Below are 19,880 nucleotides of genomic sequence, written 5' to 3' on the forward strand. Positions count from 1 at the left end.
TTGCAGCCGTTGCAGCCGTTGCAGCCGTTGCAGCCGTGGCGCGGGTGGCGTGGTGGTGCAGCAGGTCAGGATCCGGTCGACGGCGCCTGCGGCTGTGGACCCCGGTAGGTGCGGCCTCCGCGGCGTGGCAGTGCGGCAGGTACGTCGTCGGGGCCGGCGACCGTTTCGACGGCCAGCTGCAGTTCCGCCCTGGCCGTGGCGGAGTTCAGGTCCAGGTTGAGCTTGTGGCCGCACCTGTCTAGCCACGCGGTGAGGGTGGAGCGGGCCAGTCCCAGCTCGGTGGCTGCGGGAGCGGTGCGGCCGTGATGCTGGAGCCAGCATCGCAGTGCGATACGCAGTGGCCTATCGAGCGGTTCGAGCAGGGCGGATGCCCAGCTCTTGGCCTGGTGGGCGTTGAGGAGTTCGGTGGGCACCGGCGGGCCGGGAAGCGGGCGTGCGGGCGAGGTGGCCGGCGGAGGAGAGGGGGGACTCGCAGCGCCAGCAGCAGTTGCGCTTGGACGGTGGGGTGGTCCAGGTCGGCCGCAAGCAGCGGGCTGATCTCTCGCAGTCGCGTGCGTACCGTGTTCTCAGAGACGCTGAGCTTGTGCTTTATCCACCGGTCCGTGATCGTTCTTTGATGCTCTCGGGCCGTTTGGCGGTTTTGCCGACGTTGTGGTGGGTGGCGGGGTGTCGGTTCTTGGAGCCGGGAGGGCGGCCGGGGCCTGGCCGGGAGGGTTTCGGTGCACGAGCCGGGCAGGTCAAGTGCGGGCGGAGGTTTCTGAACCCCCGGCGGACTCGGGCCGGGGTCAGACGGCCGGGCTGAGCGGGTCGTTCCCAGGGGTGGCGGAGATCCCCGGCTGCCTCACGAAGGAGGCGGAGCTGGGTGTGGGCGGCGATCACGAGCCAGGTCCAGCGGTCGGCGGCCGCGGGGGCCCGGAGCTTAGGGCGGGTCCAGCCCAGGGTCTGCTTGATCATCCGGAAGGTGTGCTCCAGATCGAAGCGGCGGAGGAACGCCTGCCAGCGGATGTCGATGTCGTCGCCGGCCAGGCCGGTGGCTGAGGACCACAGCCAGACCGGGAGGGGATCGTTCCCGCCGGGCAGGCGGTCGACCTGGAGCCGGATCTGGGTGCCCTCGATGACGGGGAGCTCGGCGGTGTGGTCGATCCACGCGGAGCGAGTGGTCAGCCTGGGGTGGATGCGGTTCCAGGCCATTGCGCGGGCGGTGCCGTAGCGGTCGGTGACCTGCACCGTTGCCGCGTCCGGGTCACCCCAGGTCTCCGGTTTGGCGAAGCGGAACTCCCCGCCGTGCTTCGGTGGACGCCCGCCATAGGGGTGGGCGAGGTGGAACTCCTCCCGGGAGGGCGCCGGCCGGCGCATCACGCGGTCCGCCCGCATCCGCCCGAGGACTTCCACCGGGAGCCCCGCCAGGAGGTGGGCCATGCGCGGGGCGTCGTAGCCGGCGTCGAAGACGACCAGGACCTCGCGGTCGCCGGTCTTCCAGCGGCCCATGCCGATCAGGTCCTCGACGATCCGGCGGACCTGGGCGGCGGTGACCTCGGCGACGTCGTCGGCCGGGCCCAGCCGGACAGCGTCCAGGAGCTGGCACCAGGATGTGCGGCCTGTCTCCAGCGCGGCCACGAACGAGTAGGGCCAGCCCGGCACGAACTGGTCCGAGGACCGGCCGCTACGGCCGTAGACGTGACAGAACAGGCGCTCTGGGCTGGTGGAGGCGTCAGGGCGGAGCCAGTGGGTGACGTCGACAGCGAGGACCAGGCGCCCGTCGGCGGCCCTGGGCTGTGGCAGGCCGGCCAGTACCTGCCGCAGCCGGGGCACGTCGATCTCCCCGCGGTTCAGCGCGGAGTACATCGCGCCGTGCCCGCGCCGGTGTTCGGCCGTCAAGGTCAGGTCCACCGGTGCGGTTACCGGACCGTCTTTGCACAACAGCGCGTCGGCCAGCTCGAACAGCGCGTCCCCGCGGACGGTCAGGCAGTCGAAGAAGTCGTCCCGGAAGTGTGACGCCAGCGCGAACGGGCCCCGCCCGGCTTCGTGATGCAGCAAACTCGTTCCCCCACGGCCTTTGTGCTGGTCAGTGCATCCTTGGTCGGAGCACAGGATCAGCCGAAGGCCGTGACCACGTCCGGTGAATCCCCTACCGAGTGACCGCGTACGGGACGCCGTTCGAAGCCGGTGGATAAAGCACAAGCTGAGTGTCTGTCTGACATCCCTGTCGGCTGGTGGCTCGCTGTGTGGATGAGTGTCCTCCAGCGCTTGCGGTTTTGAACCGCTCCGGGGAGCAGTTACGTCGTGGAGATAGTGATTCTTCTCTGGAGGTACTTCATGCCGTTGAGTGACTACGTGCCCACCAGCATCAACGATCTCTCATCGCAGCAGCGAGCGGCGCTGGAAGAGGGTGGCGAGCTGACTGCAACGAACCCCCAGCCGGACAGCCTACGTGGAAACGATGGGCACCTTCACCAGGTGTGGAAGGATGGGTTCGAGGCTGGCAAGCTTCACCACACTGTTGACGTGGATTACCTACGCGAGCACGCAGATTGGCGCACGGCCAATCTGGGTGGCGATAGTCGGCCAAATTTTGAAACGGTGGCCGGAGTGTATCGGTCGGGCTTTGTGTTTGGTCGAAAGGTTCGATTTGATGGATCTCCTGAAACTGTTCTGCAAAACCGGCTGAATACACTGCACCAAAATTACCGAGAGCCGAACCCACCTGCCTACTCGGCTGCGGCGACGGAATATCTTCCGCTGTATCCTGGCCCGGCCGCGCAGTCTCCCACCCCTTCCCACCCTTCCCAAAGCCCGGGGGCCGCGGGGCCGCCGCCCGCGTATGGCAGTCGTCCGAGCTCCCCGGCCCCGTCCGCGCGCCCGAGGAGCAGGTGAGGGCGGCGGTCTTGCGGGCCTGCGGCCCGGCCTGGCGGTTAGCTCTTCTTCGCCCACTTGGCGTGGGGGCCGTTGCGGGTGATCCTGCGGGTCATCAGTGTGATGAGTGCCCAGGTCAGGTGGGCTTCCGAGTGCTGAGGGAGTCGTTCGTAGTCGCGGACATTGCGCCGTGCTTTCATGATCCAGCCCAGGGTCCGTTCGACCTTCCAGCGCCGCGGCAGGACGACGAATCCTTTCGCTCCGCGGGGTCGGGAGACGTCCGGAGTGTCATGCTGAGGAAGTCGTCTGACCAGTTGGTGAGCTGGCCGGCGTAGGCGGAGTCGGCCCAGACCTGGGTGATCTGGGGCTGCATGACGCGCAGGCGCCAGAGGAGTTCGCGGGCTGCGTCGCGGTCGGTGGTGTCGGCGGGTGTCCCGGTGATCATCACCGGGAGCCCGAGGGTGTCGACCGCGATATGTCTCTTGCGGCCATTGATTTTCTTCCCCGCGTCGAATCCGCGAGTGGCTTTGGAGACGGTCTCGGCGCCCTTGACCGACTGTGAGTCGACGATCAGGGTCACGGGCCAGGGACACCGCCCCTGGCTCGTACGGATCTGCCGTCGGAGCTGGTCGCGCAGGAACGCGACGACACCCGCTCGGTGCCAGCGGGCGAAGTGGTAGTAGACCGTCTGCCTATCAGTTTCGTGGAATCACCCGCCGCAGGAGCCATCTCGTATCCTGCGGCGTCCCCATGGGCTGAGGAGGCGTGTTGGGCAGCGCGGTGGTGCTGGAGGAGAAGTGGCCGGTCCTTGGACGGCATGAGCGGGTGGCCGAGTGGCTTCAGGTGTGGACAGACCTGGGAAGGGCACCGCGGACGATCGATGCGTACGCGCGGGGCCTGGCCGAGTACCTGCTGATCTGCGAGCGGGACGACGTTGACCCGGTGACGGCGAGCCGGCTGCACGTGGCGGCGTTCGTGAAGGACCTGTCCACGCGGCCGAGCCGCCGGGGCACCAATGTGGTCGCGCTGGACTCGGGAGCGGGTCTGGCGAACGCGACGCTCCAGCAGCGGCTGGTCCCGGTCCGCCTGTTCTACGACTACCTGATCGAGGAGGGACTGCGGGAGTCGAACCCGGTCGGCCGCGGCCGCTACACACCGGGGCGGAAGTTCGGCAGCCACGAGCGGGGGTTGGTGCCGCGCCTGGTGAAACTGCCCTGGATCCCCAGCGAACAGCAGTGGCTCGACCTGCTGGACATCGTCCGCCAGGAGCCGGTACGGAACCGGGTGATGCTCGCCCTGGCCTACGACGCCGCTCTGCGGCGCGAGGAACTGTGCTCGCTGCGGACCGAGGACGTCGATCCGGCTCACCGGACGCTGCGGATCAGGGCGGAGACGACGAAGACCCGTCGCGAGCGCGTGTGTCGGCGTACTCGTCTGAGTGCACCATCGAGTACGAGGTTTTGTGCACCACTGGTTAGGCCACGTCGGTCTCCCGCTCGATGGCCTGGAGGCGGTTCTTGAGCCGGTAGCTGGATCGCACCCCGCAAGCTGGCCCAACTCTGGGGTCAGCTTCGGGGAATTCGCTACCGGGAGCCGCGTGCCTCCTGGAGTAGCTCCCATCCGGCCTCGGCGGCTTCCCCGGCCACGGCATGCGGGTCGCCCTCGCCGGCCAGCACCTTGTACTCGGTATGTCCGAGGAGCTGCCACGCTGCACGCATCTCCGGCCACGACGGCATCACTTGGCCGTCGTCACATTGACCGATGTACGGACGCAGGACCGCGTCCCGGGCGGCGACGGTGTCCATCGCCTCCTCCTGTACGGGTACCAGCTGCTGAAGCTTGTTGAGGTCTTCACCCGCGTCCGGTTGGGACAGATAGGAGGTCACCAGGTCGCGTGCCGCGGGAACGTTCGGTGCGCCCCGGTAGATGTAGAAGCCGTACACCGAGACCATCGACACGGCTTGCCTGTCACCCAGTGGAGGTACTGCGGCGACGCTCACGTCCATGCGCTGGTCCTTGATCGAGGCGAGGGCCCGTGACGAGCAGACCAGAAACGGGGCGCGGCTCTCCAGGAAGAGCGGTAATGCTTCCGCGCGGCCGATGTCCGGGTTCAGTGCGCCGCTCCCGCCCGGGCCGGTGCCGAGCTCGCTCAGCCGGACGAACGCGTTCACGAAGTTCTCGCGCCACGCTGAGATGTCCTCGAACCTGTCGGCGCCGCCCGCTTCGGAGGGAGTCCTGCGCAGGCCGAAGAACGTCCCGCCGCAGCTGGAGAACAGTGGCCACATGTGGTAAGGGTCGCCAGCATTCCCCGCTGGACCAGGGGAGCCGACCTGGAGCGCGACTCCGACGCCGTCCTCGATCCCTTTGGCTTCGACGGCTGCGACACCGGCGCGGATGGCCTCGTCGAACGTCGTCGGCATCGGACCGCTGCCCGCAAGCGCGTTGTTGCGGATCAGAGCCACGCTGTCGAAGACGTACGGTATCGCGTAGAGCTGTTCTTGGCTGGTGAGCGCTTCCACAGCGACAGGGGAGATCCGAGCCAGCCCTGCCGGGCTGAACGGCGGCTCGAGTACCGAGCCTTCCCGTACGACGCGCCCGATCCAGTCATGCGGCCCGGCCACCACATCCGGAACGTGGTAGCCGCGTGGTGGGCGGCCAGTCGCGACGAGTGTGGTGAGCGCTTCTTCCAGCGCCTCGGTGCGGTCGAACGACTCCACCCTGACAGAGACCGCGTACTTTCTGCGGAAAGGACTGGAAGACCCGAAGTATCTCGCCAGAGTGCGAGCCCGGGTCCGCTCCGCCCAGACCACCAGCGACCGCACCCGGTCGAGCCGCTCTTCGTTGAGGGACCAGTAGCCTTTGCCGTCCCGGAAGGTGATCTGTACATCGTGCGGTGTGCCGTGGTGCCTGGTCGAGGCATCCGCGGGAGACGGCCTGGCCCTCACCGACCGGTGGACGTCGTCGCTCGGCCACAGATGCGCGTCGCCCGCCTGGAGGACGGCGATGTCCTTGCGGGCCGTACGCAGGTGTGAGCCACAGGTGACAGTGACGACCAACTTCTGAAACGTGGCCGTGGATTCGTTGAGGACGAGGGCACCTGTCGAGTCGGGGCCTGAATCGACCTGCCAGCCAATTTTGAGGTTTTTCGCCCGCACCGTCCGTTGGTTGGAACGGATGGCGCGTGTGAGAGCGACGACTCCTGTGATCGCGGTACAGGCGGCGACGATGGTGGAGGCAACGACTTCGACGTTACTCAGTAACGGCAACACCGCCGCGTAGTCAAGTGACCGCATTGCCGCACCATACCCAGGCACCTGCCTCTTCGCGAGAAGTTCGAGGTCGGAAGCTGACTCTGGCGGACCTGTCCGGACCGGTGGCGACAGGCTCGGGGCGACCCGGCCAAGCGCGCTATTGATCCGAAACGGTTGGTGTTCTGGGTTGTTGATCCCGGTGTGAGTGAACTGGTCGGAGCTTGTTCAGCTTTGGCGGACACCATCGGTGGGGTGTGTCCAGTAGACGGATCTGTCTCACGTCCGGCGGTGACGGAGCGTCGCGGTTATCCGAGGAGGATGCGGTGGCGGAGGAGGCGGAAGCTGGCTCTGCCGTACATCTGGCGCTTGATCTTTGGTCCTGTTGTCGACGCCTTCGGTGCCGCCGTCGTGCTCGCGGTGGGTGACGGCCGCGATGGCGGCGTCCTGGTCTTGCTGCGGGCCTCGGGAGAAGGACTGCGGGTGGGGCAGGCCCGTGCGGTGGGCGCTGATGATCCAGGCGGCGAGGGCCCGGCCGTTGTCGTCGTGGGGTGTGAGGAGCTTGGCGAAGCTGTCGACGTGGTTGAGGAGGAGGGCCAGGCTGCCGAGACCCGTCCCGCTCACCGCACCGCTCTCCGCGCCACCGAACAGGGCATCAATGGCATTTTCCCGCCGAGGATCACTCGGGCGGCGGAGGAGGGCCGTCCCGGTCCCGGCCCTGCTGCCGGGGCTGGCTGGGGGCGCCGGCGATGGCGTTCTGGAAGCGGGTGCGCAGGCCGTTCCAGTGGGCGTCGTGACGGGCCGCGCGGCGGGTGGCGCGGGCGAGTTTGTGCGGTCGGCGGGTGTAGAAGCGGTGCGCCCAGGGCGATTTGGGACGGGCCAGGCGGATCGCGCCGACCGCTCCGACCAGGGGGATGACCACGCCGAGCACGCCCATGCGGAACTTGCCCTTGGCGAAGGAGACCACGGCGATGAGGGCGCCGACGACGAGGTTGACCGCCCACAGGAGCGCCCCCTGCTCCTGCAGCCCTCCTTGGTCGTCCACGTCGAAGGGGGACGAGCCGATCAGCACCATGCCGACGACCACGGCCGTCAGCACGGTGACCTCGACCGAGGCGCGGCCCTGCTCGGTCCAGTAGACGTCGTGCAGGTGGACGATCAGGGCGAACTCGTCGAGCACCAGACCCGTGCCCATGCCGAACACGACGGCGACCACGGACTCGGCGACCACGCCTCCCTCCACGAAGACCGCGCCGAAGCCCCCGATCACCATGAGAACGACCCCCGGCACCACGTGGTGGATGTGCATCCCGCCAGGGTCGACGTTCCGGAACGGTCCCCGGCCGGCGCGGATCATGCGGGTGATGCCCCGGGTGACGAGGAAGGTGACCACCAGGGCCGCCAGCGCCAGCAGCGGGGGCACCCGCCCGGTGTCGACCATGGTGAGGGTGAGCCGGCCGTCGACCATGCCCCGTCTACACCTTTCGCCTGGACTCAGATGTCTTCTGGGTTATTGTCGCGAAGCGCGCAGCGGAGCGATCGACGCCTCGCCGGGCGGCGGGCGAACACGGGTCGGGGAGATGCTCCACGCGACGCCGCGTACCAAGTGGCCGCTCGGGCCGACCTCTCGGTTTCGACCACCCTGGATGATCGATCGGTGACGCTCAGTCGCTCATCAGGTGCGCTTCCGATGCCGGGTGCAGTATGGAGGTACCGGCGATCAGGAGGTGCATGATCATGGCCGAGTTCATGGACGTTCACCACGGGATGAAGGGGATCACGAGCGAGCAACTGCAGGAAGCGCACCGCGCGGACCGGGCCATCGAGACCGAGGAGCGGGTGCACTTCAAGCAAACCTGGGCGGACCCTCGGTCCGGCGAGGTCTACTGCCTGTCGGAGGCGCCGTCGGCGGAGGCGGTGATGCGCATTCACGAGCGCGCCGGCCACCCGGCGGACGAGATCCATCCGGTGCCGCTCACGGCCTGACACCGTGCCCGGCGTGGAGATACGTGCACGGTTCAGGACAAGGAGATCACCCGCCTGCAGGCGAAGGTCGCGAGGGCGCCCGAGGGTGAGCGGGCCGAACGCGTCGGCGGTCAGCTCGATCCGTACTTCTGCAGACCGGCCCGAACCTCGTCGAAGTTCATCACGGGCATGACGGTCACCTTGGCGCCGAGCTCCTGGAAGAGCGGTTCGGCGACGGAGGGCATGTCGGACGGCTCCTTCAGGTCGAAGACGATGAACACGGTACGCACCCCGTCCTTCGCCCCGAAGAACACGCTCTCCGGCTTGACCTGCTCGAGCAGCGACGACATCGTCTTGGGGAGCGTATTGTCCGTGATCGCCTGGTTCGCCTTCTCGGTGTCCATCTGGGCGGTCAGCAACACCCTCATGGGTCATTCCACCTCTCGTTGGCCTCTGGGCACGCCCGTGCCCACCTGTCGATCGTCGTCGCGATCCCGGGGCTTCGCATCCCGAGTGGGGCAGTGGGTGTACGCGCGGGATTCGCGCCGCCTATGTCGTGGACAACGGAATCAAGGGGGCGGACCTGCCGGTGGCGTTCTGTGCGGGGCGGTGGTTCGGGTGTGGGCGTCGTCCAGCAGGGCGCGCAGGAGCAGGGAGTCTGGGGCGACGGCGGTGGTGAGCGTGCCGGGGCCGGGCAGGGGGGTGATGACGGCGCGGCCGGGGGCGAGGACGTACGGTTCCGCGGGGGTGTCGGCGAACTCGGGGGCGACGATGAGCAGTTGCCCGGTGGCGCGGTTGTCCGCGAGTACGGCGGGGCCGTCCCACGCGGGGGCGCCGGGCCCGTAGTCGGTGGTCTGGTCGAGGAGCGGTCGGCCGCCGCTGCGTACCGTGAGGCGGCAGACGAGTCGGCCGGGCGGCTCGCCGGCACGGCCGAGCACCTGCTCCTCGCGGAGCATCAGGCGGGCGGTGGGCGCGAGGTCGACGCGGTACGTGACGTGGAGCCTGCTGCCGCGCACGGAGACCAGTGGCTCGGGCAGCCAGCGCAACTCGGCGCCGTCGCCGACGGCGAGGCGCACGTCGTAGCGGGCGGGTTCGCCGGCGGCGCCCGGCAGGGCCAGGGTCGCGGCGGCGCTGGTGACGCTCAGGGCAGCACCGGCTTCGACCCGCACGTCGAGCCGCAACCGGTCGCCGCCGAGCGGTCCGGCCATGGCCCCGACCAGGCACACCCGCGCCTCCCCGGCGCCCGCCCGGATCCGGCGCAGGGCGAGCGGCCCGTCCCCGGCCAGCTCCGGCAGTGCGGTGCCGCCGCGCGCGTCGGGGGCGGCGGTGATACGGGCGTGGGCGCGGACTCCGCCGGCGGGCACGCGCGCGGGGGACCGGCGGGGGCCGGGAGCCCCGGCGCCCGGAGCCGGCGGGCCGGGCGGGCGTGGCGCGGCCTCGCCTGCACGGCCGGCGGGCGCGGCTCGGACGTCCGTCACGCCGTGCGCCATGCGGCGACGCGCTCGCGCAGCCAGTCCGCGACCGGCTGCACGCCGCCCTCCCGTGCCAGCGAGGTGAACACCACCGGCTTCTCGCCGCGTTGGGCCCGCGCGTCGCGCGCCATGCGCGCAAGGTCGGAGCCGACGTGCGGTGCCAGGTCGGTCTTGTTGACGACGAGCAGGTCGGCCATGGTGACGCCGGGCCCGCCCTTGCGGGGGATGTCGTCACCACCCGCGACGTCGATGACGAAGAGCTGCGCGTCGGCCAGGCCGCGGGAGAAGGTGGCCGTGAGGTTGTCGCCGCCGGACTCCACCAGGACCACGTCGAGGGGCCCCACCCTTGCCTCCAGTTCCTCGACCGCCTCGACGTTGGCGGAGATGTCGTCGCGGATGGCGGTGTGCGGGCAGGCGCCGGTCTCCACGGCGGTGATCCGCTCGGGCGGTAGCACGGCCTCGCGGAGCAGGAACTCGGCGTCCTCACGGGTGTAGATGTCGTTGGTGACGACGGCCAGCGACAGCTCGTCGCGCAGCAGCCGGCACAGCGCAGCGACGGTGGCGGTCTTGCCGGAGCCCACCGGGCCGCCGAGTCCGAGGCGCAGGGCGCGGCGGCGGGTCGTGCTCCCGGCCGGTGTCGGGGGCGCGACGGGGCGGCGCGTGGCGGTGCCATAGGTGTAGCGCTGCGGGGCGGTCTCGGGGTGGTCGAGGTGCATGCCGTCTCCCTGGGGTTCGTACGAGGTCGGCTGAGGTCTGCCTACGAGGCGAAGAGCCGCGCCGTCCGGACGGCGTGCTCCTCGGCGGCGATGTCGAGGAGCGGGGCGCCCGCCGCGGGCAGCACCTCCCCCACATCGGCCCGGCCTCCGGCGGCGGCGCGGACACCCGCCTCCGTGGCCCGTGCGGCGACGTCGTCCAGTTCGGGGGCGAGGCGGGCGAGGACGCCGGCGGCCTCGAAGGGATCGAGCCCGAGGAGCCGTACGGTCGCGGTCGTCGGCCCGGAGACCGCCTCGTAGACGGCAGTGTGCGCGGCGTCGCCGGGGCCGAGGCCCGCCGCGCGGGCGGCGAGGCCCAGGACGACGGGCTGGTGGACACCGCGCGGACCGGCCTCGGCGAGGGCGTCCAGCTCCGCGGACGGCCAGGCGGCGCGGGCCGCCCGCAGCAGTTGGCGGCCAAGCCGGCGGGCGGTGGCGCGCAGGGCGGGTGACGGGGTGCGGGCGTCGGCGGCCTCGTCGAGGCTGAGCGGGTCGGCCCCGGCGCAGGCGGCCGCGGCCAGGGCGGCGGAGGTGAGACCGGACGTGTGCAGCCGGCCGCGGCAGTACGCCTCCAACTCCGCGGCGTCAGTGATCCGCCCGGCGGCGACGGCCTGTTCGGCGCCGCCGGAGTGGGCGTGGCCGCCGGCGGGGAAGCGGCCGTCGGCGAGCACGAGCAGCGCGGCGCGGGTGGCGGGCGGCGGCGGCATGGCTCAGAACAGGAAGTAGCGCTGGGCCATGGGCAGCTCCGCCGCCGGGGCGGGCTCGACCACGTCGCCGTCGATGGTCACCGTGAAGCTGTCGGCGTCGACACGTACGTCCGGGGTCGCGTCGTTCAGCCTCATGTCCGCCTTGGTCAGCGACCGCGTGGAGCGGGCCGCGACGAGTGCCTTGCCCAGCCCGAGGCGGTCGCCGAGGCAGTCGTCCAGCGCGAGGGGGGAGACGAAGGAGACGGAGTTGGCGTACGGGGCGCGGCCGGCGGCGCCGTACATGGGGCGCGGCAGGACCGGCTGCGGGGTGGGGATGGAGGCGTTGGCGTCGCCCATCTGCGCGTACGCGATCTGGCCGCCCTTGATCACCAGTTGCGGCTTGACGCCGAAGAACGCCGGGTCCCACAGGACGAGGTCGGCGAGCTTGCCGGGCTCGACGGAGCCGATCTCGTGGTCGACGCCGTTGGCGACGGCGGGGTTGACCGTGTACTTCGCGACGTACCTGCGCGCCCGCAGGTTGTCGGCGCGCCCGTCGCCGGGCAGCGCGCCGCGCCTCTTCTTCATCACGTGCGCGGTCTGCCAGGTGCGCAGCACGACTTCGCCGATGCGGCCCATGGCCTGGGAGTCGGAGGAGATGACGGAGATGGCGCCGAGGTCGTGCAGGACGTCCTCCGCGGCGATGGTCGAGGGCCGGATGCGGGACTCGGCGAAGGCGAGGTCCTCGGGCACCGCGGGGTTCAGGTGGTGGCAGACCATCAGCATGTCGAGGTGCTCCTCGACGGTGTTGACGGTGTGCGGGCGGGTCGGGTTGGTGGAACTCGGCAGGACGTGGGGTGCGGAGACGACGGTCATGATGTCGGGGGCGTGGCCGCCGCCGGCGCCCTCGGCGTGGTAGGCGTGGACGGTACGGCCGGCGAGGGCGGCGAGGGTGTCGTCGACGAAGCCGGCCTCGTTGAGAGTGTCGCTGTGGAGCGCGAGCTGCGCGCCGGTCTCTTCGCAGACGGCGAGGCAGGCGTCGATGACGGCGGGGGTGGCGCCCCAGTCCTCGTGGATCTTGAAGCCGAGGGCGCCGCCGCGGAGCTGGCTGAGCAGCGCCTCGCTGGAGACGGTGCTGCCCTTGCCGAGCAGGCCGACGTTGACGGGGACGCCGTCCATGGCCTCCAGCATCCGGCGGAGGTGCCACGGCCCCGGGGTGACGGTGGTGGCCTTGCTGCCCTCGGCGGGGCCCGTACCGCCGCCGATGAGGGTGGTGACGCCGGAGGCGAGCGCCTCGTCGGCGAGCTGGGGACAGATGAAGTGGACGTGGGCGTCGACGGCGCCCGCGGTGAGGATCTTGCCGTTGCCCGCGACGATCTCGGTCTCCGGGCCGATGACCAGCTCGGGGTGCACGCCGTCCATGGTGTCGGGGTTGCCGGCCTTACCGAGCGCGGTGACGCGCCCGTCGCGGATGCCGACGTCGGCCTTGACGACGCCCCAGTGGTCGAGGACGACGGCGCCGGTGATCACCGTGTCCGGCGTACCGTCGGCGCGGGTGGCGCGGGAGACGCCCATGGACTCGCGGATGACCTTGCCGCCGCCGAAGACCGCCTCGTCGCCCGCGCGCCCCGGGCCGCCGGCGCGGTCTTCCTCGATCTCGATCAGCAGGTCGGTGTCGGCGAGCCGGATGCGGTCGCCGGTGGTCGGCCCGAAGAGGTCGGCGTACGCGGCGCGGGACAGCTCAGCCATCGAGCGCTCCGCCCGTCTCGCCGCGTAGCCCCGGCACCACGCGCCGGCCGGCGAGCGGGATCAGCTCGACCTCCACGGGCACGCCGGGCTCGAAGCGCACGGCGGTCCCCGCGGCGACGCCGAGGCGCCTGCCGCGGGCGGCGGCGCGGTCGAACTCCAGGCCCGGATTGGCCTCGGCGAAGTGGTAGTGGGAGCCGACCTGGACGGGCCGGTCGGCGGCGTTGAGCACGGTGAGCCGGATGACGTCCGCGCCCTCGTGCAGGCGGACGGCCCCGTCACCGTAGCGGATCTCTCCTGGGATCACGGCCGGTCTCCCCTCAGGCGATGGGGTCGTGGACGGTGACGAGCTTGGTCCCGTCCGGAAAGGTCGCCTCCACCTGTACGTCGTGCAGCATCTCCGGGATGCCGTCCATGACGTCGTCGCGAGTGAGCACCTTGCGACCGGAGGCCATCAGGTCGGCGACGCTGCGGCCGTCGCGGGCGCCTTCGAGCACGTGGGAAGTGATGAGCGCGACCGCCTCCGGGTGATTGAGCCGTAGCCCGCGGGCCCGGCGTTTCTCGGCCACGTCCGCGGCCACGTGGATGAGCAGCCGCTCCTGCTCCCGGGGAGTCAGTCGCACGCGTCCCACCCGCCCTTCCGGCTCCGGTCCCTCCGAGCGCCGTCCCGGCCCGGAGCCCGGACACGTTAGCGCACACGTTTTTCAGGCGCGTTACGCGGACGGCGTCGGGCCGTCGCCGCCGACGGGGGCACCTGAGGGCGCGGTGCTGGCTGCCAGTACACCGGCCGCGAATTCGCCCAGCCGGATGGGATATCCGGCTGTCGGTCGGCCGCACCGGCTGGTACCAATGCCGTGTAGCTACCGCCGACCCGGTGCGGGGTCCACCGCGGCCTGATCCGCCGCAGGCATAGTCTGAATCTCCAGGTGTTCGGCAACCGGCCCGTGCCGTGCGTCCGGGTTGCCGCGCCCTGCACCGAGCCCGTCCGGAGCCCTGGAGAAGCGCATGTCTCTCGCCGTCGTGGTCGGTGCCGGTGGCACCGGCGTGGCCACCGCACGTCTGCTCGCCGACGCCGGCCACCGCGTCCGCCTCGTCACCCGCGGCGGCGGGGGGCCCGAGCACCCGTCGATCGAGCGCGTGGCCGCCGACGCCGCCGACGCCGACCGGCTCTCGGAGGTCGCCCGGGGTGCCGCCACCCTGTTCAACTGCGCCGCCCCGCCGTACCACACCTGGCCCACGGCCCTCCCGCCGCTGGCCGAAGGGCTGCTCACCGCGGCGGAACGCACCGGCGCCGACTACGTCATGCTCGACAACCTCTACGCCTACGGGCCGGTCGAAGGCCCCATGACCGAGGACCTGCCCCTGGCCCCCGCCAGCGTCAAGGGCCGCGTCCGGGCCGAGGTCTGGCGGCAGGCCGACGCCGCGCACGAGGCCGGCCGGGTGCGCCTGACGACGGTACGGGCCTCGGACTTCATCGGCGCCGGGGCGTACTCCGTCATCACCGTCACCGTCGCGCCCAAGGTGCTGGCCGGCAAGCCCGCGCTGGTGCCCGCCGACCTGGACGCCCCGCACAGTTGGACGGCCACCCGCGACGCCGCCCGGGCGCTGGTGACGGTCGCGCAGGACGAGCGGGCCTGGGGCCGCGTCTGGCACGCGCCCACGCCTCCGCCCGTCTCCGTACGCGAACTGGCCGCCGGCCTGGCCCGGCTGGCGGAGGTACGCGAGCCGCGGCTGCGCGCCATGCCGGGCTGGCTGCTCCGCGCCGGCGGGCTGTTCTCGCCGGTGGCGCGGGAACTGCCGGAGATGCAGTACCAGTTCCAGCAGCCGTTCGTCCTGGACTCCTCCCGTATCGAGGAGACGTTCGACCTCCACCCCACCCCGCTCGACGACGTGCTCCAGGAGATGATCACGGCCGGCTGAGCGCCGCGGTGGACCTCACAGGCCGGGCGCGCCCCACAGCGGGAACCAGCGGGTCAGGTCCTCCTCGACGCGCAGGTCGTCCTTGACCACCGCCTTGACCTGGAGTTCCAGTGGGTTGTCGCGTTTCTCGCCGGGCATCGGGGCGAAGGGGTAGAAGGTGCCGCGCTTGTAGAGGTAGACCAGCGCCATGGAGCGCTGCTCGGCGTCGTGGAAGGTGACCAGGGAGCAGAGGAGCTGCGGCCCGAAGCCGCTGTCCTCCAGCGCCGAGTTCACCGCGTGCAGGTCGCCCACCAGCGCGGGCAGGTCGTCCGGAGTACGGCGGGAGAGCAGCCATGAATACCCGTAGTCGTCGCGGCTGAACTCCACCGGCGCGCCGGCCCGTTCGGAGTCGGCGTCCAGCAGGGCCCGTACCTCCTGCTGGACCTGCGCGAAGGCCCCGCCCTCGATGGAGGCGAAGCACACCGAGCCCGCACCGGTCGGGGTGAAGCCGACGGCCGCCTGGAGCGTGATCGCCGCGGAGGGGAGCCCGAAGAGCTGGTCGAGGTCGGGCTTGACCGGCTTGGACCGGCCGAACAGGGAATCCAGGAAGCCCACGAGGTCTCAGCTCCTTCCCTCGGCGTCCCCGCCGCCGCCCGGTTCGCCCAGCTGGGCGGAGATCCCCGCGAGGGCCTCCAGACGGCGCTCCAGGGAGGGGTGGGTGGAGAACAGGTTGGCCATCGCGGTGCCGGGGCGGATGGCGGGGGTGAAGAAGAACGCGTTGAACGCCTGCGAGGTGCGCAGATCCTGGGTGGGGATACGGGCGATGTCCCCGCTGATCTTCGTGAGGGCCGACGCCAGCGCGGAGGGCTTGGCGGTCAGCATGGCCCCGGCGCGGTCGGCCGCGAGCTCGCGGTAGCGCGAGAGGGCGCGGATGAGCACGAAACTGACCGCGTAGACGACTGCCGAGACCGCCATCACCGCGGCGAGGATGACGACGGTGTTCTGGTCGCGCGAGCGTCCGCCGAAGAGCTGGGAGTAGAAGGCGAAGCGGACGACGAGTCCCGCGATCACGCCCAGGAACGAGGCGATGGTGATCACCGCCACGTCGCGGTGCGCGATGTGGGACAGCTCGTGGGCGAGGACGCCTTCGAGCTCCTCGGTCGTCAGGCGGCGCTGCAGTCCCCTGGTGACGCAGACGACGGCGTGGTTGGCGTTGCGGCCGGTGGCGAAGGCGTTCGGCAGGTCCATCCCGGAGACGGCCACCCGCGGCTTGGGCATGTCCGCGGTGGCGCACAGCCGGTCGATGATGCCGTGCAACTGGGGTTCTTCCTCGGGCGTGACGAATCTGCCGTGCATCGCGTACAGGGCGATCCGGTCCGAGAACCAGTACTGCACCGCCAGCACCCCGGCGGCGATGACCACCACCAGCACGACGGACTTGAGCAGTGCGATCAGCGCGGCGACGAAGGCCACGTACACCAGCCCGAGCAGGAACATCGTGACCACCATGCGGGTGGTCAGTCGCCGGTCGGGCTCAAAGCGGCTGCGCATCAGTTCTCACCCCGGGATCAGACCATCGTCGGAAAGCAGTTGCCCCACCTGCGTGAGGCTGGTGCCCTCGTCGGGCAGTACCAGGTCGGACGGCGTGATCTCCTCGTCCGGCAGCGGCCGGCCCAGGCTGCGTACGACGTCCAGAAGCGAGGACAGAGCGGTGCCGAACGCTCCCTCGTCACCCGCGTCCGCGGCCGACTGGAGGGCGGTGTCCAGGTGGTTGAGCCGGTCCAGGTGCTGGTCGGCGACCTCGTACTGGCCCTCGCCGAGAATCCGGATGATCATGACGTCGCCTCCTCGTCCGAGCCGCCCTCGGCGGCGCCGGGACCTCCCTGCGCCTCCGGGCCGGAACCGGCGGGCAACTGCGCCTTCATCCGGGCCAGCTCGATCTCCACGTCCTGATCCGCACCCACGCGCTCGAGCTCGGTCTCGATGTCGTCCCGGCCGCCCGGCAGCGTGGCGTCCTCCAGTGCCCCGGAAGCGATCAGCTCGTCCAGCGCACCCGCGCGCGCCTGCATCTGCTCGGTCTTGTCCTCGGCCCGCTGCACGGCGAGGCCGACGTCGCCCATCTCCTCACCGACGCCGCTGACGGCCTCGGTGATCCGGGTCTGGGCCTCGGCCGCGGTGTAGGTGGCCTTGATCGTCTCCTTGCGGGTACGGAACGAGTCCACCTTCGCCTGGAGGCGCTGCGAGGCCAGGGTCAGCTTCTCCTCCTCCGCCTGCAGCGAGGTCTGCTGATCCTGCAGATCGGCGATCTGCGAGGCCGCGGCGGTACGGCGGGTGAGCGCCTCGCGGGCCAGATCCTCCCGGCCGACCGCGAGCGCCTGCTGTGCCTGGCCCTCCAGCTTGCCCGTGGACTGCCGCAACTCGTCCGCCTGCAGCTCGATGCGCTTGCGGCTGGTGGCGACATCGGCCAGACCGCGCCGTACCTTCTGCAGCATCTCCAACTGCTGCTGGTACGAGTAGTCCAGGACTTCGCGCGGGTCCTCGGCCCGGTCGAGCGCCTTGTTCGCCTTGATCCGGAACAGGGCGCCGATACGCTTGGTGATACTGGTCATGACGACCGCCCTCCTCTCGCCTCTCGACTCCGCATGACGCGCGAGAGACAGGCCGGGCGATTGCGCATACGCGCGCGGTAGAGCCTGCCGCGTGGGGCCACAACCCCGACCATGGCACTTCCATTGTGCCGCACCTGCGCGGTCCGGCATCTTCACCCGCCGCGGGCGGGCGCGTACCGGGGCCGACCAGGGCATCCGGCCGGCCGCCGGGCTTCGCCCCGGGCGGCAGGGATGCTACGCAGAGTGACGGTGGCGTCTGGAGAAAGGCGTGCCGCCTGGCCCCCCCGTGGCGTACGGAGCCGTCGGGCGGGCGGCTCCGTACGCCACGGGGACGGGCTCAGTCGGTGATGAACCACTCGTCCTTGAGGTACCCCATGGTGCGCCTGCCGAGGTCGCTGTCGGTGAAGGTGACGGAGGCCCTGATCGCCTCGGCCGGAATCTCGACCTTGTCGGGGGCGAGCACGGCGACGCCCTGCGGGTCGACGGTGGCGGTCTTCAGGGCCTCCTTCTGCTCCGGCGAGATCATCTGGAACATGGCGAGGAACGCCGTCGTGCACGGGCCGACTCCCTCGGCTTCCCCCTTCTCGGCGGCGGGCCCGGCGACCTCGCAGACGGTGTCGACGTCCTCACGGCCCACGGCGTGGAGATACACCTCGTACCGCTCGATCGCGCCCTCCTTCGTCTTGGGCGCGGGCTGGTCACCGGCCGGCAAGGCGGACGGCTTCTCGCTCGGTGCGGACGGGGACGGGGCGGCCGAAGGCTTCTCGACCTCCGTGGACGCGGATGCCTCCGACGCCCCCGGGGCCTTCGCGTCCGAGTCGTCCTTCGCCTTGTCCGGACCACACGCGCACGCCACCAGGGCCACACACCCCGCCAACGCCACGCTCACCATCGTCCGTGCCCTCATGGGTCCCCCTCAGCATCAGCCGGCAACACAAGGAGGTCACGCAACCCACGGCAGAACGGTTCCGGCGCAGCCGGAGCAATACCGGCCAGGACCACAAGGGGCCGCGCGGACACACCACCGACGGTGCCCGGAGGACCTGGCGGGCTGGGCGGGCTTCACCCACCGATCGCGCCCGGCCCGCCGAGCCGGCCTCAGTGCTCGCAGAGGGAGAACTCCCGCTCGTAGAGCTGCTCGTTGTGTTCGTCGACGAAGAACTTGCGTTCGCGCATGAGCTGTTCGCGGTAGCCCTTGGCCTCCTCCAGCGTCATGGTCGACGTGTCGGCCCAGGGCTGCTGCGGCGGCACATCGGACGTCGAGACGATGTTCTTCGACGGGTCGACCAGGAAGAACACGAGGATCTTGCGGTATCCCGGGCGGGTGGGGTCCGCGAGGCGGAACTCGCCGACGCGGTGCTGGAGGATGTTCGGGAAGGCCAGGCAGCGGCCCGCCGGGGTGGCTGCGGAGCCGAGGACCTGGTTCAGCGCGTCCTCGTTCTCCAGGCCGTAGACCTCCCGCACACCGTTGTCGTCGTTCTGCTCGTAGCTCGGGTCGTCGAGGGCCGCCCGGAAGCTCAGCCGGCTTTCGGTGATGTTCTCGCTGTCCCAGTAGTAGATGCCGGTCGAGACGATCCGCTCGTTCACCATCCCCTCGACGTGCCACGACCCCCCGGCGTACTCGGGCCTGTCCGGGGTGAGATGGATCGTGGCCAGCTTGACTATGACCTGGAGCCGCCGGCCGCGCAGGTCGACGCGGGCGGAGTCGTCCGGCGGCTCGGGCGCGGTGAAGGCCGGCGCGTCCGGGATGACCGGGCTGCGGTTCTCCCACCAGTCGTCCTGGGCCTGCTCCCAGGCACGTACGGCCTCCTCGTGGGCCGCCTTGTCACTGTGGTCCGCCTCGTCCGGATACTCCGGCTCCGAGTCGTACCACCCGTACGGATCCGCCTCGATCCGCAGGGGGCGCGGATGGCGCAGGTCGGTGAGCACGTTCTCCAGCAGCGGCCGCAGGCGGGCGAACAGGTCGGGGAGGACGGCGGCCAGTTCGCGATGGGCCTCGGGGTGGACATTGTTCACGTACGAACGGAAGTTGACCTCGCCGTCGGCACTGACGTCGACGTCGGTGGGCAGCCACTGGAACTTCTCCGAGAACTCGTACGTCGACCAGCGGTCCGTCGGATTCTGCCACGCCCGCTCCGGCGCGCTGCTCACGCCGTTCACCAGACAGAACAGGGACGGATGAACCAGATCCAGCACCTGCCAGTCGGACCCGGGATGCCAGTCCCGCTCCTCTTCCGGAACCTCCTCCAGCACCCGGACCGCTTCCCGCAACCGGGACCGCAGCTCGTCATCGACCAGCCGGTCCGACTGCCACACCCCGTCGACGGCGGAAACCTCCACGCCGGTGCTTCCGTCGCGCAGCGCCGCGTAATGCGCGAGCTCGTCAAGCACATAACGGACCTGCGCTCCGGTAAGGCCCTGGGAGATCGCCTCTTGCGTCCACCTGGCGACGACGCCGGCGTCGTTCATCTTGTCGAACCACTCCGGCTTCGCCCGAATATGGGCGCTGCACTGCATCATCTCAAGTTCCCGCAGGGTGCGAGGCTTCGCGAACGAGAGGGAACGCGATGCCTGAAAGGGCAGCGGGAAAGCAGAAAGACGACTCAATTCTCTTGGTCCTCCCGGTCGATGTGCGGTGGCCGGAAGGATACGG

The 19,880-nt window shown here is 70.6% G+C and carries 23 protein-coding genes; 3 read left to right on the plus strand and 20 right to left on the minus strand.

Going from position 1 to position 19,880, the window contains the following annotated elements:
* Positions 1–65: 65 nt before the first annotated feature.
* From OG946_RS24995 to OG946_RS25005, 4 genes are all read right to left on the minus strand, one after another.
* Complete coding sequence (locus OG946_RS24995) at positions 66–338, minus strand: helix-turn-helix domain-containing protein (protein WP_442814640.1); 273 nt, start codon at positions 336–338, stop codon at positions 66–68.
* Entirely contained in the window at positions 239–607 is a 369-nt protein-coding gene (locus OG946_RS36200; protein ID WP_442814641.1) for a helix-turn-helix domain-containing protein, read from the minus strand. Before OG946_RS36200 ends, OG946_RS24995 begins: the two co-directional genes overlap by 100 nt.
* Positions 589–2,037, minus strand: coding sequence for an NF041680 family putative transposase (locus OG946_RS25000; RefSeq protein ID WP_326797746.1), 1,449 nt, complete (start codon positions 2,035–2,037; stop codon positions 589–591). Before OG946_RS25000 ends, OG946_RS36200 begins: the two co-directional genes overlap by 19 nt.
* Before the next feature lie 1,012 nt (positions 2,038–3,049).
* The gene (locus OG946_RS25005) at positions 3,050–3,433 is read right to left on the minus strand and encodes a transposase (RefSeq protein ID WP_326798250.1); all 384 of its coding nucleotides are present in this window, start codon (positions 3,431–3,433) and stop codon (positions 3,050–3,052) included.
* Positions 3,434–3,621: 188 nt separating this feature from the next.
* Here OG946_RS25005 and OG946_RS25010 point away from each other — a divergent pair, with 188 nt between their 5' ends.
* Positions 3,622–4,374: a site-specific integrase gene (locus OG946_RS25010; protein ID WP_326798251.1), complete on the plus strand. Its 753-nt coding sequence runs from the start codon at positions 3,622–3,624 to the stop codon at positions 4,372–4,374.
* A 62-nt stretch (positions 4,375–4,436) separates the two neighbouring features.
* On the opposite strand, the gene OG946_RS25015 is transcribed toward OG946_RS25010, so the two are convergent.
* The 3 genes from OG946_RS25015 to OG946_RS25025 all read right to left on the minus strand — a co-directional run bounded on the left by OG946_RS25015 (position 4,437) and on the right by OG946_RS25025 (position 7,569).
* The gene (locus tag OG946_RS25015; protein WP_326798252.1) at positions 4,437–6,146 is read right to left on the minus strand and encodes a sugar ABC transporter substrate-binding protein; all 1,710 of its coding nucleotides are present in this window, start codon (positions 6,144–6,146) and stop codon (positions 4,437–4,439) included.
* Positions 6,147–6,380: 234 nt separating this feature from the next.
* Positions 6,381–6,725 (minus strand): hypothetical protein, encoded by a 345-nt coding sequence (locus OG946_RS25020; protein ID WP_326798253.1) that lies wholly within the window; start codon positions 6,723–6,725, stop codon positions 6,381–6,383.
* 55 nt (positions 6,726–6,780) lie between these two features.
* On the minus strand, positions 6,781–7,569 hold the full coding sequence (locus OG946_RS25025) for a hypothetical protein (protein ID WP_326798254.1): 789 nt from the start codon (positions 7,567–7,569) through the stop codon (positions 6,781–6,783).
* Between the two features lie 269 nt (positions 7,570–7,838).
* Between OG946_RS25025 and OG946_RS25030 the strand changes: the two genes are divergently transcribed.
* Positions 7,839–8,087: an SCO4226 family nickel-binding protein gene (locus OG946_RS25030; protein ID WP_326798255.1), complete on the plus strand. Its 249-nt coding sequence runs from the start codon at positions 7,839–7,841 to the stop codon at positions 8,085–8,087.
* Positions 8,088–8,197: 110 nt separating this feature from the next.
* Here the strand turns inward: OG946_RS25030 and OG946_RS25035 are convergent, their stop codons facing one another.
* The 7 genes from OG946_RS25035 to OG946_RS25065 all read right to left on the minus strand — a co-directional run bounded on the left by OG946_RS25035 (position 8,198) and on the right by OG946_RS25065 (position 13,342).
* Entirely contained in the window at positions 8,198–8,494 is a 297-nt protein-coding gene (locus OG946_RS25035) for a hypothetical protein (RefSeq protein ID WP_326798256.1), read from the minus strand.
* A gap of 141 nt (positions 8,495–8,635) precedes the next feature.
* Positions 8,636–9,556 carry an urease accessory protein UreD gene (locus tag OG946_RS25040; protein ID WP_442814474.1) on the minus strand — a complete coding sequence of 307 codons (921 nt, stop codon included), beginning with the start codon at positions 9,554–9,556 and terminating at the stop codon, positions 8,636–8,638.
* Positions 9,541–10,254 carry an urease accessory protein UreG gene (gene ureG / locus OG946_RS25045; protein WP_326798258.1) on the minus strand — a complete coding sequence of 238 codons (714 nt, stop codon included), beginning with the start codon at positions 10,252–10,254 and terminating at the stop codon, positions 9,541–9,543. The genes OG946_RS25040 and ureG overlap by 16 nt, the downstream gene beginning before the upstream one ends.
* 41 nt (positions 10,255–10,295) lie before the next feature.
* Positions 10,296–10,997: an urease accessory protein UreF gene (locus tag OG946_RS25050; protein ID WP_326798259.1), complete on the minus strand. Its 702-nt coding sequence runs from the start codon at positions 10,995–10,997 to the stop codon at positions 10,296–10,298.
* A gap of 3 nt (positions 10,998–11,000) precedes the next feature.
* Positions 11,001–12,722: an urease subunit alpha gene (locus OG946_RS25055; protein ID WP_326798260.1), complete on the minus strand. Its 1,722-nt coding sequence runs from the start codon at positions 12,720–12,722 to the stop codon at positions 11,001–11,003.
* Complete coding sequence (locus OG946_RS25060) at positions 12,715–13,026, minus strand: urease subunit beta (RefSeq protein ID WP_326798261.1); 312 nt, start codon at positions 13,024–13,026, stop codon at positions 12,715–12,717. The genes OG946_RS25055 and OG946_RS25060 overlap by 8 nt, the downstream gene beginning before the upstream one ends.
* A 13-nt stretch (positions 13,027–13,039) precedes the next feature.
* The gene (locus OG946_RS25065; RefSeq protein WP_326798262.1) at positions 13,040–13,342 is read right to left on the minus strand and encodes an urease subunit gamma; all 303 of its coding nucleotides are present in this window, start codon (positions 13,340–13,342) and stop codon (positions 13,040–13,042) included.
* Between the two features lie 382 nt (positions 13,343–13,724).
* On the opposite strand from OG946_RS25065, the gene OG946_RS25070 reads away from it, so the two are divergent.
* Positions 13,725–14,639: an NAD-dependent epimerase/dehydratase family protein gene (locus OG946_RS25070; protein ID WP_326798263.1), complete on the plus strand. Its 915-nt coding sequence runs from the start codon at positions 13,725–13,727 to the stop codon at positions 14,637–14,639.
* Positions 14,640–14,654: 15 nt separating this feature from the next.
* On the opposite strand, the gene pspAB is transcribed toward OG946_RS25070, so the two are convergent.
* From pspAB to OG946_RS25100, 6 genes are all read right to left on the minus strand, one after another.
* Positions 14,655–15,233, minus strand: coding sequence for a PspA-associated protein PspAB (gene pspAB, locus OG946_RS25075; RefSeq protein WP_326798264.1), 579 nt, complete (start codon positions 15,231–15,233; stop codon positions 14,655–14,657).
* 6 nt (positions 15,234–15,239) lie between these two features.
* Positions 15,240–16,169 (minus strand): zinc metalloprotease HtpX, encoded by a 930-nt coding sequence (htpX, locus tag OG946_RS25080; RefSeq protein ID WP_326798265.1) that lies wholly within the window; start codon positions 16,167–16,169, stop codon positions 15,240–15,242.
* Between the two features lie 6 nt (positions 16,170–16,175).
* Positions 16,176–16,454 (minus strand): PspA-associated protein PspAA, encoded by a 279-nt coding sequence (gene pspAA / locus OG946_RS25085; protein WP_326798266.1) that lies wholly within the window; start codon positions 16,452–16,454, stop codon positions 16,176–16,178.
* Complete coding sequence (locus OG946_RS25090; protein WP_326798267.1) at positions 16,451–17,227, minus strand: PspA/IM30 family protein; 777 nt, start codon at positions 17,225–17,227, stop codon at positions 16,451–16,453. The genes pspAA and OG946_RS25090 overlap by 4 nt, the downstream gene beginning before the upstream one ends.
* A 337-nt stretch (positions 17,228–17,564) precedes the next feature.
* Positions 17,565–18,134: a hypothetical protein gene (locus OG946_RS25095; protein ID WP_326798268.1), complete on the minus strand. Its 570-nt coding sequence runs from the start codon at positions 18,132–18,134 to the stop codon at positions 17,565–17,567.
* Positions 18,135–18,325: 191 nt separating this feature from the next.
* Positions 18,326–19,834 (minus strand): DUF4246 domain-containing protein, encoded by a 1,509-nt coding sequence (locus OG946_RS25100; RefSeq protein WP_326798269.1) that lies wholly within the window; start codon positions 19,832–19,834, stop codon positions 18,326–18,328.
* Between the last annotated feature and the right edge of the window lie 46 nt (positions 19,835–19,880).

The organism is Streptomyces sp. NBC_01808, from assembly GCF_035917395.1.
Lineage (GTDB): Bacteria > Actinomycetota > Actinomycetes > Streptomycetales > Streptomycetaceae > Streptomyces.

Excerpts from the sequence above, each read along its gene's own strand:
- OG946_RS25015 (WP_326798252.1), bottom strand. The coding sequence starts at position 6,146 with ATGCGGTCACTTGACTACGCGGCGGTGTTGCCGTTACTGAGTAACGTC.
- OG946_RS25025 (WP_326798254.1), bottom strand. The coding sequence starts at position 7,569 with ATGGTCGACGGCCGGCTCACCCTCACCATGGTCGACACCGGGCGGGTG.
- OG946_RS25030 (WP_326798255.1), top strand. The coding sequence starts at position 7,839 with ATGGCCGAGTTCATGGACGTTCACCACGGGATGAAGGGGATCACGAGC.
- OG946_RS25035 (WP_326798256.1), bottom strand. The coding sequence starts at position 8,494 with ATGAGGGTGTTGCTGACCGCCCAGATGGACACCGAGAAGGCGAACCAG.
- OG946_RS25040 (WP_442814474.1), bottom strand. The coding sequence starts at position 9,556 with ATGGCGCACGGCGTGACGGACGTCCGAGCCGCGCCCGCCGGCCGTGCA.
- ureG (WP_326798258.1), bottom strand. The coding sequence starts at position 10,254 with ATGCACCTCGACCACCCCGAGACCGCCCCGCAGCGCTACACCTATGGC.
- OG946_RS25050 (WP_326798259.1), bottom strand. The coding sequence starts at position 10,997 with ATGCCGCCGCCGCCCGCCACCCGCGCCGCGCTGCTCGTGCTCGCCGAC.
- OG946_RS25055 (WP_326798260.1), bottom strand. The coding sequence starts at position 12,722 with ATGGCTGAGCTGTCCCGCGCCGCGTACGCCGACCTCTTCGGGCCGACC.
- OG946_RS25070 (WP_326798263.1), top strand. The coding sequence starts at position 13,725 with ATGTCTCTCGCCGTCGTGGTCGGTGCCGGTGGCACCGGCGTGGCCACC.
- htpX (WP_326798265.1), bottom strand. The coding sequence starts at position 16,169 with ATGCGCAGCCGCTTTGAGCCCGACCGGCGACTGACCACCCGCATGGTG.
- pspAA (WP_326798266.1), bottom strand. The coding sequence starts at position 16,454 with ATGATCATCCGGATTCTCGGCGAGGGCCAGTACGAGGTCGCCGACCAG.
- OG946_RS25090 (WP_326798267.1), bottom strand. The coding sequence starts at position 17,227 with ATGACCAGTATCACCAAGCGTATCGGCGCCCTGTTCCGGATCAAGGCG.
- OG946_RS25095 (WP_326798268.1), bottom strand. The coding sequence starts at position 18,134 with ATGAGGGCACGGACGATGGTGAGCGTGGCGTTGGCGGGGTGTGTGGCC.